The organism is Sphingobacterium nematocida (genome assembly GCF_900168125.1).
Lineage (GTDB): Bacteria > Bacteroidota > Bacteroidia > Sphingobacteriales > Sphingobacteriaceae > Sphingobacterium > Sphingobacterium nematocida.
In genome coordinates this window covers 1-16,272 of the sequence record NZ_FUZF01000021.1, presented here as the reverse complement: position 1 = coordinate 16,272, position 16,272 = coordinate 1, and the positions used below count along the sequence as shown (strand labels likewise).

Here is a 16,272-nt window from a genome sequence, read left to right as displayed (position 1 = left end):
AAAAGAGATACAACATGTCTATATTTGAATTACGCAACTAACCACCGTGTGAAGGGATATAGTGAATATACAGATATTATGCTACTTGGATTGTCCAAAAGCAATGACCAAGAAGCATTTGCCGTTCTTTATGAGAGGCATAAGGAAGTCGTATTCAAACACGCTTACTTATTTCATCAAGACTATGACAAGGCTCAAGATGTCATGCAAGAGATATTTATAAAATTATGGGAGAAGCGCGCTAATATTCAGGTTACCTCAAATTTCAGTGCTTACTTGCATTCTATGGTTAGGCGTTTCAATCTAAACGAAATTGCACATCAGGAAGTCGAAAGTAAATTTGAATCGTATGTAGTTTGGCAAAATAACGATTCAAATAATAGTGTAGAAGACTATCTCGTTACGAAAGAACTTACCCAAATTATAGAAGCAAAGATTGCACAACTGCCTGAAAAAATGAGACGTATTTTCACTTTAAGTAGGGACGAACAACTTTCACATCAGGAGATTAGTGATCTACTTCAGATCAAGAAAAAAACTGTCAGGCAGCAGATTTATAACGCCTTATTAAACCTAAAAAGTAATCTCAAATACGCCTTGTTGTTTTTTTTCTCTTAATTTTTATTTTTTTCTTAGACAATCCTCAGGCTATGCTGTCATTAGTATAGTTGGATGATATATCCATGATTATGAACAAACAGGAACTACAAGATTTACTTTCAAAACTAGCTGATCAAAATATTAGTGCAGATCAAAAGACAGCACTTTATCAAGCATACAACGATTATTTGAGGGCCAAATCACTGGAGAGTTACGACGACACGATCGCTCAATCCAAAATGAAGGCGTTTGACCTGCAGCAAGTATTTGAACAAAAGAAAACTCCGGTGCACAAGATCTGGCGCTGGGCTGCTTCTATTGCTGCCGTTGGTTTGGTACTTGGTTTCAGCTATTGGGCGTTTCAGCAATCTTCCGGTGTTAGGTCAGTAGACGATCAGCAACTTGTTCATCAAGAAATCGATGTGCCCAAAATAACAAACGAAGCCATAGCGATATTACCCAATGGTGAAGAAATCATTTTAAATAGTGAAGGATTCAATACCGTGCTGGATGATGCGGCTGTCAAAAGAACAAATTTGACAGAGCAGTATATAACATTAAAGACACCACGAGGTGGTAAATTAAATTTCCAGCTACCAGATGGGTCCTTAGTATGGTTAAATTCAGAAACCACTTTGACATACCCTGTGGCATTTGGCGATAAGAGTAGACATGTTGAATTAGAAGGAGAAGCCTATTTTGAAGTAGCAAAGCAAAAAATTAAAGATCGTTCCGTGTCCTTTATAGTGGATGCGGGCTTTCAGAAGATCAAAGTTTTGGGAACAAAATTCAATGTCAGTAATTACAATAACGAAGAAATAAAAGCAACTACTCTAGTTGAAGGTGCTGTTGAAGTTAGTGACGGGAAAAATGTTTCCGAGTTAAAGCCGAATCAACAATTTGTTCAGGGTCGTGGTGGAGAAAGTGTGATTCAGGTAAATGTTCAAGATTACATCGGCTGGAAAGAAGGAATTCTTAGATTAAGCAGACAAGATTTTCCAGCTGTAGCCCGCATGATTGAGCGCAATTACAATGTGAAATTTGATCACGAAAAATTACCTAGGGGCTTCGAACTTAATGGCGAGTTGATGACCAATGTTAATATTGATGAGTTGTTAAAAGGCCTAGAAGCAACCATGGGGATAAAATTTTCACGAAATGGATCACGTATTCAAATCGAAAACTATAAATAACTAACTAATCTAATAAAGTAATAATCTAAATGAAAGGAGACCGATGAATTAAATAAATTTTATCATATAAAAGCCAAAAAGCAGAGGTATCCTACCACCTCTGCCTAAGAATAAGGCTAAAAAAAACTATAACTGACAGAATTTTAATAACCTAACATTCAAATGTATGAATAATCAGTTTTATACAAAAAGGTTAAAGGGGATTTCTTTGCCCTCTTTTTGGAAAAAAACACGGACTACTATCAATTTTTCCCTTGAAATGCGTGTTTTAAGTTATCTATTATTGGGAGCTAGTTTACAGCTTTCAGCTAGCACTTTCGGGCAGAAGGTGAATATAAATGTGAAAAAGGGAGCTCTGGAAGAGGTTTTTAAGGAACTTAGAAAACAGAGCGGGTACTCATTTATTTATAATTCAGCGTATTTAAATAAAAGCAAGCCAATAACTGCTCAGATCAAAAATGAGGAAGTTTTGGAAGCGTTAGAAAAAATCTTAAAGGATCAACCGTTTGATTATGTTGTAAATGGGAAAGTTGTTTCGTTGGTGCCATTGCAAAACAAGAGTCCTTACGAAACCGTAAACGGCATAGTCGATGTGCAGCAGCCCATTTCAGGATACGTACGAGACCCAAATGGCAAGCCGCTGTTAAAAGCAACAGTACGGGTCAAAGGTACAGCGGTATACACAGCAACAGATGAGAGAGGATACTTTCGATTAACGAACGTCGATCCGAAAGAAAAACTCATCGTCACTTATGTAGGGTATCAGAATCTGGAAATTAACGCTTCTGCAGATCTTCAAAACCTCGTATTAAAGCCAGTAAATGTTGCCGTAAGTGAAGTCGTTGTCAACACAGGTTACCAGAGCATATCTAAAGAGCGAGTAACCGGTGCTTATTCCATAATAACGAGTAAAGATTTAGAAGACAAATTGCAGCCTAATTTGGTAACCATGCTGGAAGGTAAATTAGCGGGGCTCACTGTCGATCAGAACAATCAGGTTGTTATTAGGGGTATATCTACACTTAACGCATCAAAGAAACCACTAATTGTGATTGATGGCTATCCCGTTGAACCCAGTGTAACCGATGACTTCTATCGCTATGATGATGGTCTATTTAAAGACATCAACGCAGCCAACGTGGAGAGTGTTACCGTATTGAAAGATGCTGTAGCAGCTTCCATTTATGGAGCCCGTGCTGCAAATGGGGTAATCGTAATTACGACAAAAAAAGGTCGTCAAGGTGAGGCCAAATTTTCGTATAGAGGTATTACGGGATTCGCACCTACTCCGAGTCTTCGTAACCTAAATAAAGCGAGCACCAGTGATTATATCGATGCTGAAATCGATCTCTTTAATCTGAACCCCGCGGCCTATAATATTAACACCGGAACAGGAATAATATCACGCGTACCCTACCTGCTTAGGCAAGCTTATCAAGGAGATATTACACAAGCCGTTGCAGATGAAGAAATCAATAAGCTACGTAACAACGACTACCTGTCTGAAGTACATAAACATCTTTATCGCATGGGATTCAGTCAACAACATAACCTAATGGTTAGTGGCGGAACGGAAAAGCATACGTACAACGTTGCTGTAAACTTAATGGACGTTCGTCAGAATTTTAAGGATGCAAATAGCAATCGTTTTACCATAGACATTAAAGATGATTGGAAGTTTAACAAGTACATCTCTGCAGGAATATCGGCAAATCTTTCTTACGCGGGTTTTGAATCTCCTACCATCAATCCCGATCGTGAGATTAAATCTGGAGATGCGACAGGAAGCCAGCAGTTATTTAATTTCCATACAGGTTCTTATTTTACGCCTTATACCAGTCTCTTTGACGAAAACGGAGACGTAGCCAACCTATGGGGACAGAGTATTCGCAAGCAAACCATTTATGGCGATTATAAAGGTATGAAAGCCGTTGATTACGATTTTATGAACGATATTACTCGTTCAATGGTTTCAACCAAAAATTTTCAAACACGACTTACAGGTTTTGTACGTGCTAATATAATTGATGGCCTCAATTTTGAATTTGGTGGTAACTGGCAGCGTGGCTCGTATAAATATCAGCAGGTACGCGATAAAAATGCCTTTGCAGTAAGAGAAGCATACAATGACTCCAAGTCCTTGAGCAACCCTGCCAAACATTACCTACCTGATGGATCTATTATTGATGAAAATCGTAACAACAACGGAAATTGGACTATTAGGGGACAGATTAATTTCAACAAAAGCTTCAATGGCATGAAGCATATCGTGTCAGCTATTGCTGGAACCGAGATCCGTAAAACATACATTGATAAAATAGTACTTGCAACACGAGCTGGATATAATGAGCAGGCGGGTGCATTCACTCCGATAAACATCCTGGACTATAATTCTTCTGTATATAGCAATGATATGCTATTTGGTAGAAGAATCACCTTTAACACGGGCGAATATGGATTAAGTGATAATAGATTTGTTTCCTGGTATGGAAATAGCTCTTATGAGTATGACAACCGTTACATCTTATCAGGTAGTATCCGTCTAGACCAAACTAATTTTTTCGGTACCGACCCGAAATACCGATATAGACCCTTATGGTCATTGGGTGGTACATGGAAGGTATCGAATGAAAAGTTTTACAATGTTGACTTCATAAACAAACTTCATGTACGCGGTTCCTATGGCGTAAATGGTAATATCAGCTTGACACAGGGCCCTTACCTAATTCTATCAAATGCACTTTTCAATGCTACAGCTCAAAACATGGGTGCGACCATATCTTCTCCACCCAATGATCAACTGCGTTGGGAGAAAACGAATACTGCTGATGTTGGTGTAGACATGTCCTTATTCAATAATTGGGTGGATTTGACAGTAGATTATTATACCAAGAAAAGTTCTGATGTCCTTGCCAATGAGGCCGTAGATCAAACCATTGGTTACATGTCATTAATGCAAAACGTGGGTAAAATCAACAATTCGGGTATTGAGGTAACAGCTTCATCCAAGATCATTGACAACAAAGATTTCAAATGGCGCGTTTCATCAAGTTTTTCCTACAACAAGAATGTGATAAAAGAATATAATGTCACGTTGGCAACAGTGGGGAGCTACTTGCGTAGCTCGGGTGCAAACGTAGAGGGTTATCCCGTCAATGGGTTGTGGGGATTACGTTTTGCTCCACTAAATAATGTAGGTGCCGCCATGGTTTATAATGCCAAGGGGGAAGCAGTGCTATCTTCACAAGCTTTGGCACAGGATGCCTATTTTGTAGGCTCTACCACTCCATTATATGATCTATCATTTAGCAACAATTTCTCTTATAAAAATTTGGATCTTTCCTTCATGATCATCACCAAGCTAGGGCACTATTACCTTAGAGATGCATTCCATAGTAGAAATATACAAAATAAGCATGTGGGCGAACGATGGAAAAAACCAGGAGACGAAGAATGGGCAAAAGTACCAGCATTGACGACAACCAACTCGGATTGGTGGTATTCTCCATTTATTGATATCAATATCAACAAAGCCAACTTTGCAAGATTACGCGACATTACCTTAGCTTATAACTTTGATGCTAAGTGGGTTAAAAAGCTAGGCTTAGGCAGTGCAAAAATATACGCACAAGGCCGTAACCTTATTACGTTGAGAGCTAAAGGTATGGATATAGACCCTGAAACAATGGTCAACTACACGGGCGGAACCAACGGTAATGTCGACTATTCATTTTCTTCACTACCTCTACCAAGAGACTTGTTTTTTGGCTTACAATTAGCATTTTAATTTAGTTAAATTAAATATGATTACTATGAAATCAAAAATAAAATATACGTTATTACTTGCATTGGCATTAAGCTCATGCAATGAATTTCTAGATGTAAAACCTTCGGGTAAATTGATTCCAACGGAGGCTCAACAACTCGGCACACTGATGAATCATGGCAATGTTTTCGATTGGTTCTATTTGGATAATAACATTGGAAGCTCTTATGGATACCGGGGCGATAATTTTAGAATGAGTACGACGCAAGAGATGTCATTCAGCGCCAGCCCTAGTACAGACAGGTATGCGGGCTATACTTTCTTTGAGCCGATGATTGATTTTAATGCTTACTATTATTATTTCTGGAATTGGAATTACAGGACAATCAACATTTACAACACCATCGTTGATGGTATAACAAATCTTGGAGATCAAAGCGCCGATGCTAAGTCCATTGTTGCGCAAACTAGGGCTGCACGTGCCTACAACTATTTAGTGGCAGCAGTTGTAAATGGCCCGATGTGGGACCCAGCCGGAGACAACACCGTAAAAGTGATGCCTTACCGCACCGATTCTTCGCCTACGGCCCCAAATCCTCAATTGAGTAATACAGAAGAACTGTTTGCCAAAATATGGGAAGACCTAGATGCAGATATGCAAAGTATGCCAACGTTGGTGGGTAATCCCATCTGGGCTAATAAGGCAGCCTTGCACGCCATGAGAGCACAATTTTTCATGTATAAAAGAGATTGGACGAATATGCTCAAAGAAGCAAACGATTCTTGGACAGCTGCAGGAAGCGACCCGAATAAACTGTTATACAACTTCAACGATTTTAGATACAGAGTCGTAGGAAATCCACCTACCGATGGTACAGATCATGCCGTTTCGCTTTCCATCGAATATGCCCCTGGAGGCGTACTGAATACCGCAGAGCCCTTTTCAGAAGCAAGAGGGCGGGAGAATCTTTTTTGGAGACGCGCGGCTTCGTCGTCCGGTATTTACCCTTCTGACAGCTACATCGCATTGTTCGACAAGAATAAAGATTTGCGTTATAAGCTATTTATGTTAAAGGGCGTAGGAGCCACATTCGCCGGAGGCTTCAATGACGGTATTCAATTAATGTATTATCGTGCAAATAAATTAACACGTAGCCATGGTATTACCTATCCCGAAGTGTTGCTGATGCGCGCAGAGGCCAATGCGCGATTAAACAACTTGTCTGAGGCACTTAATGACTTAAATACACTCAGAAAATACAGGTATGTAAAAGCGAGCACAGATCCCATTACTATCACCGATCTTCCAGGAGGAGCAGGGCTTAATCAGGATCAATTATTAAACGAAATCATTCAGGAACGCAGACGCGAGATGCCTTACAACTCTTTCCATAGAACAGTGGATATTAAACGCTATTTCCATGATACAGGTAAACCTTGGTCTCAAACGACCCTTACCCATACAATTGGTCCAAAGGTGTTTAGTGTAACGCTTAATAAACATTCGTTCACGCTTCCTATAACTAACGAAATAATAAAATATAATCCACATTGGGGGCTTACACCTACCGAGGGTTTATGGAATCCATTTGTTAAATAAAGTTAGCTGAAGTTTAATTTATATATTTATTAATCCGCCATGTATACCAAATTAAAAAATCATCAAATGAAATCTTTGGGATTATGTATCCTTGCGGTACTCCTGACGCTTACGAGCTATGCACAGACGACCGCAGTAAAGTCCTTCACTTATTCAGGGAAAAATTGGGATAAGTATGAGGGGCATCGCCTATCTATCGCTGTGTTAGACACCTCAATTGGAGGTACGCACCTATTAGCTGAACAGGTTATTAAAAATGGTAAATTCGAAGTATCAGGCGATTTAGCCTATCCACAAAATGCCTACTTTGGCATGTACAATCCCAATGGCGATTATGTGTATAAGCAAGAGTTTATAGCAGAGCCAGGTAAGCTGCAGATAGATTTAAATGCTATGGACAATGGTCTAGTTATTGATGGAGGCAAATACAACGTGCTATTCGCATCGCTAAAAAATAATTTAGATTACCGTGCAGCAAAAGAAGCATTTACCGATTATCAAAAGACGCTAACACAGGAGCTTTATAAAGACGAGGCGGTCAGAGCAAAGCATTCCGCACTTCAAAAGGAAATGTATACTACCCAGTATAAATTATATACTGGTCTTCGGACAGAACATACAGATCCGATAGTCCGATTGTTGGCAATAGCCAATTCTGATCCTGCTATTCCGTATAGCACAGAGTTGGACGGCTTGGAAAAAGAATTGGGTACAGCACCCGAAATCACTTACTTGAGATATCGTATAGAGTCAGCAAAGAGGCGCAATGCAAAGAGAGTGGATATAAAAGTGGGGTCTGATATTGTAGATTTTCAAGGACAGGATTTAGCAGGCAATACCGTACGGTTAAAGGATGTCTTGGTAAAGAATAAGTATACCTTAGTGGAGTTTTGGGCATCATGGTGCGGTCCATGTCGAGGTGAAATACCGCATATGAAAGTGGCATACGAAAGTTTCAAGAACAAAGGTTTTGAAATCCTTTCTTTCACATTGGACCATGAGCGTGCACGTTGGGAAAAAGCTTCCAAAGAAGAGAACCTGCCGTGGATAGACATTGGTGATTTGAAGGCTTTCAAAAGCCCTGTCGTGATGCAGTTTGGCATACGAGGTATTCCAGCCAATTATTTGGTGGATGCCAACGGCAAGGTTGTCGCCATGAATTTAAGACAAGAACAACTTGATAAGAAACTAGCAGAGCTACTTTAGTGCTAATTAAAAGCGTTCTACGCAGTAAAATCGAAAAGTTCTAGCGAAAGCACATCGCTATAAAAAATAGAAAAGCCATCCCGAAGTCAATTCGGGATGGCTTTTTTGTAGATAGAGGTGCGGACAGAGTACGTATAATGATTACCCACGAGCGAGCTTCCTCGCTCGTGGGTATGGTATTTTCAGAATTATCTTTCTGACATCAGCCTATTGCATTTCAAGGTCATATGTATATGTTCCTATCTTATTCGTTCGGTTTATTTTTAAGTTCTTACCGTCAAATGTGTAGTCGTAGCGTCTATTTAATATTAAACCGCCGTCAAATTCGGTGGTCCAGACATTTTCATCATTAAAGGTGATTGACTTTTTATCGAAAGAATATTTTCCCGAGCCCCCTGCAGGGATTTTATTTACGTTTGCAAGACAAGAGTATCTTCCATCTTTCAATTCTACTGTCGTCTCGCCTGTGTGAGTACCTGATTCGTAAGTTACGGTAAAGGTACCTTTGTAAGTTCCCTGCTGGATCTGTAAATCATTCTCCTTCTTGCAGCCGAATAAAAGCAAGGCAGTAATAAGCATTGCGGGTAGGCATGTAATTGTTCTCATATTTAGTCTATAATTTAAAGTGTTAATTAGTGTCTATTATATTTTGTGCAATTTGTAATAGACATTCACATTTTAAAGACCTTTTAGTTTATAATTAGGGTCTATTAAATAATAACGAAAGTATCTGAGATAACGCGACAGCGTTTATTTTTTCGTTTGCATAAGCTATTTTGGTTAACGCAGCTAAGTTCGTCTTGTCTTCGACGAGCTCCTAGCTTCGTTTTATCGCGATGCGTTGGGCGAGCTGTAACTCTGATTGTTTATTAGAATTATATATTACAGCTCTCTAGAGTGGGGAGACGAGCGGAGTTGCTTTCTTTATTGCCATAAATCTTCATTGCGCCATTTTTTTTTCATGCCCAATGCATTAGGGTCGACATTTGGGAACTTATTAAGCAAGTTTTCTAATCTTTCTCCAAAGTTATTTTCAGGCTGAACGACATTCAGCAGGTATTTCATGCAGCAGAGGTGGACATATAAGAATTGAAATTCGTGAGGTTTTGGCACATCTTGTATCCATCGGTTGGGAGGAGATGGAAGAAGTTTTGGACTTCCTGGTAAGTTCCTATTCCAGAGTCTGCTGTGGTGTGCGCAATAGTTCCGTATTTGTGCTATTGATTGTAACCAACTTGGAAGGTATGTATGGTTTACTGTGCCAAATTCTTTAGCTATAATATCTTTTGACGATATATTATTCTTAAGATTCCCATATAGTTTTGATAGGGCTCCGAAACTGGTTTGTTCTAAGGATTTCCATGAAGGAGGAAACCTTCCATCATCTTTGTGTTTCTTCTTATGTTCCTTTATAAATGTGTCTTTTGATCTATCTATTTCTTCCTCAATGGTTGATAACGTTTTTACAAGATCGGGTGCGTTTTGAAAAATGTTGAAGTTCTGAAACCACCAGGGATCAAATTCATGTGACAAATGATATATAAGTTTCGTCCTTAGGCTTATTTCAATTTTTTCAATTATATCGAACAGCAGCAGTCTTAATTCTCTATCAAAGTTATATAATGCAATTACATCACAGAACTTGCTATTTGGTTTAAAGATGTGGTTTACTTTGTCATCTTGCATTGGCCACCAATATCCAGCGAGGCGGTAGTAGCTGATGTGGGAAAGGTAATGAGGAGCATTATCTGAGTCTTGTATCGTAAGTCCCCTTTCTTTTAATTGCTGTATCTGTTGTTCAATAGAAAAAGCTTGCTTATTATACATGTTGGAGGTGTATTATAACTGGTTATAAAGCAAAAGACACGCCCTGGGACGCTGTTCTGATGGGTAGCGTGGCGTGTACTGTTATTACAAATATAATAAGATAAACTAAGTAAACAAAATATTTTTGGTTAATAATTTGTTTTGTAGCTACTTAACGGTTCTAGTTTGCTTATTCTCCTCAGCCGACAGTGTTAAGCCTATAACAGGGCGCTTGCCGTTTCGCTAGTATTACCCCGTCGCCTATTCATATCTGCTCTTCTTTTTGATAGAAGCTTCTCTTTGCTTTATCTTCGATAATGAGGAGTTCACATATAAATGACCATGTCAAGTGTCCAGACACTGTCTGGACATCCGGATATTCCTTGTAAAACTTTCGCATATTGAAGAGATTCGAACGCGAAAACCCTTTTCCGATTTCTTGTGTAAGGAGTTTTGAAAGGTTTAGAATGATCTGTCTGGAAGTTTTGTTGTCTAGGTGGTTTACATTTTCCGTGTTAACGATTTTGAAAAACTGGTCATCTTGAGCTACTTACTGGGCTTTAGTTGCGAGAAAAGAGGTTGCTCAAGCCATTCCTTTGGGAAACCCATTTTCCAAGGAGGAATATTAGGAAAATCTTTAATTAGTTCAATAAGTTCCTTTTTTAGGGAGTGCCCAGGAGATATTTTGTCGTTCATATATAGCATAGCACAAAGGATTGGGAAAATCTTTTTTTTCCTGTCTTCATTCGGTATATAATTAAGAACAGTGCCAGAAAGATTATTAGGCCATGTATATTTAATTATCAATGCCCTATTCCATAGTCTGCTATGATGGGCTATAAGGTTGCGTATTAGTGTTATGGTTCTTAACCAGCTTGAAAAATCTCTAGTGCTGCTTAGGCCAAATTCATTTGCTATTTTAGATTTTTCTGGGAGTTGTATTTCTAGGTTATCAAATAGTTTTGACAATGTTCCCAGAGTCACAACCTCTAATCCTTTCCATGCTTCTGGATAATCGTTTGGGTGATTTAGATAATGCTTTACCATAAACTCCTCACTGCTTTGGCACATATCATTCAGTAATTTTGACAAAAATTTAATGTGCTCCTTTTTGTCTCGAAATAAGGACTGCTTTAAATACCATTCTGCTCCATGGGATAACGATAAATGATAGATCAATTTTGTTCTTAGGGAAATTTCAATCCGTTCAATAGCGTTAAAAATTAGTAATCGAAAATGTCGGTCAAAATTGTAGAGATCAATCACATCTTCAAAAACGGATCCTTTTTTGAAAGTATGAAGCACTTTGTCTTCTTGCATTTCCCACCAATAACCTTTTAGCCTGTAATAGCTTATATTGCTTAAGAAATGTGGGGCCGCATCAATATCTCGGAATTGCATATTGCGTTCTTGCAATAAGGACAACTGATCTTGAACGGTCAGAGGTATCTTTCCAGACATTTAAGGTATAATTTGGTTATAAAATAAAAAGACCCGCATGCTGTTCTTATGGGAAGCAGTACGAGTACCGTTGGTACAAATATAATAAGATAAATTAAGTTAGCAAAATATTTTTGGTGTAATGTTTTATATCATAGTCAATTATCGATTGAAATAATTTAAACTATTTCAACCAAGAACCAACATGACTACCTCTATTTTCCTTTCTTCTCTTCCACATGTGGTACTAAACCTATGATAGGACGCTCGAAGTTATTTATAATTGCCCGTTACTTTTTAACCTCTTTTGGTTTTCTTCTAGAGTTGGCTAGCAAATACGTGCTTTTAATAGTTAGACACGAGCGAGGCCGCTCGCGCGAGCAGGGGACTTCTATTTTCCTTACATCTCTTCCGCAGGAGGTACCAAGCCTATGATAGGACGTTCGTCGTATAAGTAGTTAAAGAAAATAGTAGTTCTGTTTAAGTTTAATGCTCAAGTCAATTTATATTTTTTAGGGGAAGCATTATCGTCTCTTTGCAACCAACCTTTCTTCACTGCACTATTCAATGTATTGGTTGCGGTGTCATATATAAATGAGTAGTTTTTCTTACAATAATCTATGACTCCTTGTTCATCCACCCAATTTTCAAAAGCCTTGTGAAGTTCCATATTTATTCCCTGCTTGTATGCCGATAATGGGGTGCTCGCCGTTGTCGTATAGTGTAGATATTCTTTCATGCTTGCTTAATGTGAAGGAGGTATTAGGTATTGGTCTTCAATATTTTAGTTGATTTTTGTTTTTGGATAATAAAAACTATTTCTTATATTTGTTTCGTTATACCCTCGCACGCCTCTGATTCAAGCGCATCTTGCGAGGTTTTTTTTTGCCTAAATAATGAAGTATACCAAGAAAGCCTTTACTGTAGAGGAGCATATCGACTTGCTTGAAAGTCGGAATCTAATTATTAGCGATCGGGATCGAGCTAGGAAATATTTAGAAAGTGTAAGCTATTATAGGCTGAGTGGCTATATGTTTCATTTGCAGGATAAACAAAAACAATCGTTTTTTTATGAGGGTACAACTTTTGCAGATGTTATAAACATTTATACTTTCGATAAAAAACTGCGATGTATCTTTTTGGAATATCTAGAACGCATTGAAGTTTGCTTCCGTACACGGATACTTAATCAATATGCTGTCGAGAATGGGTTTTACTGGTCGCTGCACGAAAAGCATTTTATTGGGAAACCAGAATTACTAGGAGAAAAAGAAGAGGTGTTATCTTATGAACACTATGTACTCAAATCCATATTGGAAGACTTTAGTACTCCCAAAGAGCAATTTTTGAAGGCATTCAAAAATAAGTACACTTCCGAGACCTATCCCCCAGAGAATATGTTTTTCGAGATTCTTTCTTTTGGCAAAATGATCAAGTTGTATACTTGTCTGAAAAATAATGAAGCAAAAAATGCCGTAGCATTAAGCTTTAGAGTACCCTCAGGAAAGCATTTGGTAAATTGGCTTTTGTTTTTGAACGATGTTAGAAATGTCTGTGCGCACCATACGCGCTTGTGGAATAGACGATTTACTGCAAACAAGCTTATATTTCCTTCAAGAAAAAACAATAAGATAGAAGGACACATACCCGAGTATTCAAATTCAAATATTTATGGAGCTATAATCGTTATAAATCATTTGTTGGCGTCATTTAATCCACATAATTCATTTGTAAAAAAGGTGGAAGATCTTGTTGACCAACATTCCATAGCTGTGAAAAACTTGGGATTTCCAGACGATTGGCAAACAGCAGCTCCTTGGAGGCTTCAATAAATTTAGCTATTTTTTTCACCATTCCCTTTCACTTGCCAGTGGCCTCTTTTGTCCGGGCCGATCCGTTTTATTAGACCGTTGACTTTTAAGTGTTGAAGGTTTTTCTGGAGTTGCCCCCTTTTACTCCGCTGGTTTATCCTTTTTAGAAGTCTTTTTTTTCAAGATGTCGTGGTTTGCTAGCGGGGTGATTTACAGCCGCTATAAAGCAGTTTTCCTTTTCAGCTATCTATTTGGAATAGAATAAATAGCGACAGAAAGCTAAAATAATTAGCATTTTAATATTGTGTTTAGTATCTTTGCTATAGTAACCATTTGATAGACAGTTATGAGTAAAAGAGTAAGGCGTGTGGACGACCCGCTGTGGAAGTCTATTTTAGAGCAGACATTTTCCCATTTTCTAGAATTTATGTATATCGATGCTGCTTCCGTGTTTGATTTGAATAAGCCTTTTGATTATTTGGATAAGGAGTTCGAGAGCCTATTTCCCCCAGAGGCCAATGGTAAAGGGGTACGTTATGTCGATAAGCTAGTGAAAGTCTATCTTAAGGATGGCGGAGAAAAATTTATTTTATGCCATATCGAGATACAGAGTGCCAAAGGACGCGGAGACCTAGCCGAGCGCATGTTTCAGTATTACTATAAGATATACGATCGATACAAGGTGCCGGTCACAGCAATAGCTATTCTTGCAGATGGTAATAAAAGTTATCGGCCTAAGGTGTATATTCAGGAATTTATGGATACGAAGATTCGGTACGATTTTAAGAGCTACAAGATTTTGGATCAGGACGAGGCAGGTCTTCGAGCCAATTGCAATCCATTTTCTGTAGTCGTGTTAACGGCTTTATTGGCTATACTGCACAAGAACATTACGGACGAACAGCTTAAAGATGGATATACTGGAGCAAGGTGACCCCTCAAAATTGAATTAGTTTTAGGGAGGCATATTGCGTTTAAAGCCCATATTCAACTGCCATACTGGCTGATGTTGACCCCCTAAATACATTTATTAGTTCATTGCGCTGGAGCAAGCTGACCCCTTTGCGAGTAGTTTTTGTTACTTAGTGACCAAACAATTTGGATCACTGATGGCTGGAAAACCAAAACAAATGAGTCAGATAAAGCAATTAATTAGATTGTACCAGGGCGGCAGTGGAATAAAAACAATTGCCCGCATTCTTGGGATGAGTAAGAATACGGTGAGGTCTTATCTCAAAAAGATGGCCGATGGCGGATTCAACACAGAAGAACTTCTTAAACAGGAAGATCCTTTACTGGAAAAATCTTTTCATGCCGGTAACCCTGCTTATAAAGCAGATAAGTTTGAATACCTAAAAAGTCGTCTCGATTATTATGAAAGAGAACTTAAACGTACGGGCGTCACTAAACTGTTGCTCTGGCAAGAGTATATCGAGAGTGACCCGACCGGCTATAGCTATCCGCAGTTTAATTATCATTTAAGACAACAGCTTGTCTCCCGAAAAGGCAGCATGGTGATGGAACACATCGCCGGCGACAAACTGTATATTGATTTCTCAGGCAAAAAGCTCCATTATATCGACCGATCCACAGGGGAGCTGATTGCCTGTGAAGTATTTGTCGCCTGCCTGCCTTTTTCAGACTATGCATTTGCCATAGCTGTACCTTCTCAGCAGACTCCAGACTTCTTGTATGCCCTAAGCTGCTGTCTAGAAGCTCTGGGAGGTGTGCCTAAGGCCATTGTTCCTGATAATCTGAAAGCAGCAGTAATCAAAGCCGATAAATACGAACCGATCTTAAACCAGTCCATGGAAGACTTCGCCAACCATTACGGTACAGTTGTAGTACCGGCCCGTGCAGGAAGGCCCAAAGACAAATCACTGGTAGAGAACCAGGTAAAAATGATCTATACCCGTGTTTTTGCTCCGCTGAGAAACAGGCAGTTCTTCGACATCCATTCGCTCAATGATGCCATCAGATCCTGTATGCTAAAGCATAACCAGACGCGGATGCAGCAAAAGCCATACTGTCGTGAGGAACGGTTCTTAAGTGCTGAAAAATCGACGTTGAATGAACTACCGGGCAAACGCTTCGAGTTAAAGTACTACGCAGAGCTCAAAGTAGGAAATAATGGACATATCTACCTCCAGCGCAACAAGCATTATTACAGCGTGCCGTTTACCTATATCGGAACAAAAGTCAAAATCGTTTACACGCGTAGTATGGTATCGATCTATTGCCAGGGTAAGCAGATTGCTACACATATACGCAGTTATCAGGAAAACACTTATACAACTGTTGCGGAACACTTAAAATCCGAACATCGGGCGCATAAAGACCGATCTCATGAAACTTATCTAACAAGGGCAAGAGCACACTCTCCGGAGTTCCTTGAACTTCTCGAAGCTCTTTTTGAGCGGGCGCGCTATCCCGAACAGTTATTCCGTACCTGTGACGGGCTGTTCAGGTTAAAGAGGGACTTCCCGACAGAAGAGTTTGACAAAGCATGTAAGTACGTTCTAAAAAACAAGCTATATACCTACTACTACTTTAGAAATGTGCTCGAAAACGGTACAGCTAACAATCAGGAAGAGGACGCTGTGAAACGCTCCTTACCTGAGCATGCCAATATCAGAGGTAGAGCCTATTACGCAAGTAGTCAACCCAAACTCTTTGATCAGCCAAACGATGGGACACGAATATAATAAACAGGTACGGCCTGAACAGAATAACAAAAACAATAATAAAAAATGAACATTGAAACACAAATGAGATCGTTGCGTTTACATGGAATGGAACGCAACTGGAAAGCACTGAATGAAACACGTCGTAGTACAGAACTCACTTTTT

13 protein-coding genes are annotated in these 16,272 nt (G+C 39.1%); 8 read left to right on the top strand and 5 right to left on the bottom strand.

The annotated features are described in order from the left end of the window. Window positions 1-24 precede the first annotated feature (24 nt). The 5 genes from B5X76_RS18300 (at window position 25) to B5X76_RS18280 (ending at window position 8,365) form a co-directional block, all read left to right on the top strand. Window positions 25-618, top strand: a complete 594-nt coding sequence (locus B5X76_RS18300) for an RNA polymerase sigma factor (protein WP_139375384.1) — start codon at window positions 25-27, stop codon at window positions 616-618. Between the two features lie 71 nt (window positions 619-689). Beyond that, entirely contained in the window at window positions 690-1,793 is a 1,104-nt protein-coding gene (locus B5X76_RS18295; protein ID WP_176141128.1) for a FecR family protein, read from the top strand. A 166-nt stretch (window positions 1,794-1,959) separates the two neighbouring features. Beyond that, window positions 1,960-5,580 (top strand): SusC/RagA family TonB-linked outer membrane protein, encoded by a 3,621-nt coding sequence (locus B5X76_RS18290; RefSeq protein WP_079645374.1) that lies wholly within the window; start codon window positions 1,960-1,962, stop codon window positions 5,578-5,580. A 25-nt stretch (window positions 5,581-5,605) separates the two neighbouring features. Beyond that, window positions 5,606-7,159, top strand: a complete 1,554-nt coding sequence (locus tag B5X76_RS18285) for a RagB/SusD family nutrient uptake outer membrane protein (RefSeq protein WP_176141127.1) — start codon at window positions 5,606-5,608, stop codon at window positions 7,157-7,159. 66 nt (window positions 7,160-7,225) lie between these two features. Next, window positions 7,226-8,365, top strand: coding sequence for a TlpA disulfide reductase family protein (locus tag B5X76_RS18280; protein WP_176141126.1), 1,140 nt, complete (start codon window positions 7,226-7,228; stop codon window positions 8,363-8,365). A 207-nt stretch (window positions 8,366-8,572) separates the two neighbouring features. On the opposite strand, the gene B5X76_RS18275 is transcribed toward B5X76_RS18280, so the two are convergent. The 5 genes from B5X76_RS18275 to B5X76_RS18255 form a co-directional block, all read right to left on the bottom strand. Beyond that, window positions 8,573-8,971 (bottom strand): hypothetical protein, encoded by a 399-nt coding sequence (locus tag B5X76_RS18275; protein WP_139375383.1) that lies wholly within the window; start codon window positions 8,969-8,971, stop codon window positions 8,573-8,575. A 318-nt stretch (window positions 8,972-9,289) separates the two neighbouring features. After that, window positions 9,290-10,192 carry an Abi family protein gene (locus B5X76_RS18270; protein ID WP_079645370.1) on the bottom strand — a complete coding sequence of 301 codons (903 nt, stop codon included), beginning with the start codon at window positions 10,190-10,192 and terminating at the stop codon, window positions 9,290-9,292. Between the two features lie 244 nt (window positions 10,193-10,436). Further along, window positions 10,437-10,694, bottom strand: a complete 258-nt coding sequence (locus B5X76_RS22480) for a DUF1016 N-terminal domain-containing protein (RefSeq protein ID WP_079645369.1) — start codon at window positions 10,692-10,694, stop codon at window positions 10,437-10,439. Between the two features lie 23 nt (window positions 10,695-10,717). Beyond that, complete coding sequence (locus B5X76_RS18260; protein ID WP_079645368.1) at window positions 10,718-11,632, bottom strand: Abi family protein; 915 nt, start codon at window positions 11,630-11,632, stop codon at window positions 10,718-10,720. 472 nt (window positions 11,633-12,104) lie between these two features. Beyond that, window positions 12,105-12,350: a hypothetical protein gene (locus B5X76_RS18255; RefSeq protein WP_079645367.1), complete on the bottom strand. Its 246-nt coding sequence runs from the start codon at window positions 12,348-12,350 to the stop codon at window positions 12,105-12,107. 157 nt (window positions 12,351-12,507) lie between these two features. On the opposite strand from B5X76_RS18255, the gene B5X76_RS18250 reads away from it, so the two are divergent. The 3 genes from B5X76_RS18250 (at window position 12,508) to istA (ending at window position 16,127) form a co-directional block, all read left to right on the top strand. Next, window positions 12,508-13,443 (top strand): Abi family protein, encoded by a 936-nt coding sequence (locus B5X76_RS18250; protein ID WP_079645366.1) that lies wholly within the window; start codon window positions 12,508-12,510, stop codon window positions 13,441-13,443. 325 nt (window positions 13,444-13,768) lie between these two features. Further along, window positions 13,769-14,356 carry an RpnC/YadD family protein gene (locus B5X76_RS18245; protein WP_079645365.1) on the top strand — a complete coding sequence of 196 codons (588 nt, stop codon included), beginning with the start codon at window positions 13,769-13,771 and terminating at the stop codon, window positions 14,354-14,356. A gap of 196 nt (window positions 14,357-14,552) precedes the next feature. After that, window positions 14,553-16,127 carry an IS21 family transposase gene (gene istA, locus B5X76_RS18240; RefSeq protein ID WP_245801088.1) on the top strand — a complete coding sequence of 525 codons (1,575 nt, stop codon included), beginning with the start codon at window positions 14,553-14,555 and terminating at the stop codon, window positions 16,125-16,127. Window positions 16,128-16,272 lie beyond the last annotated feature (145 nt).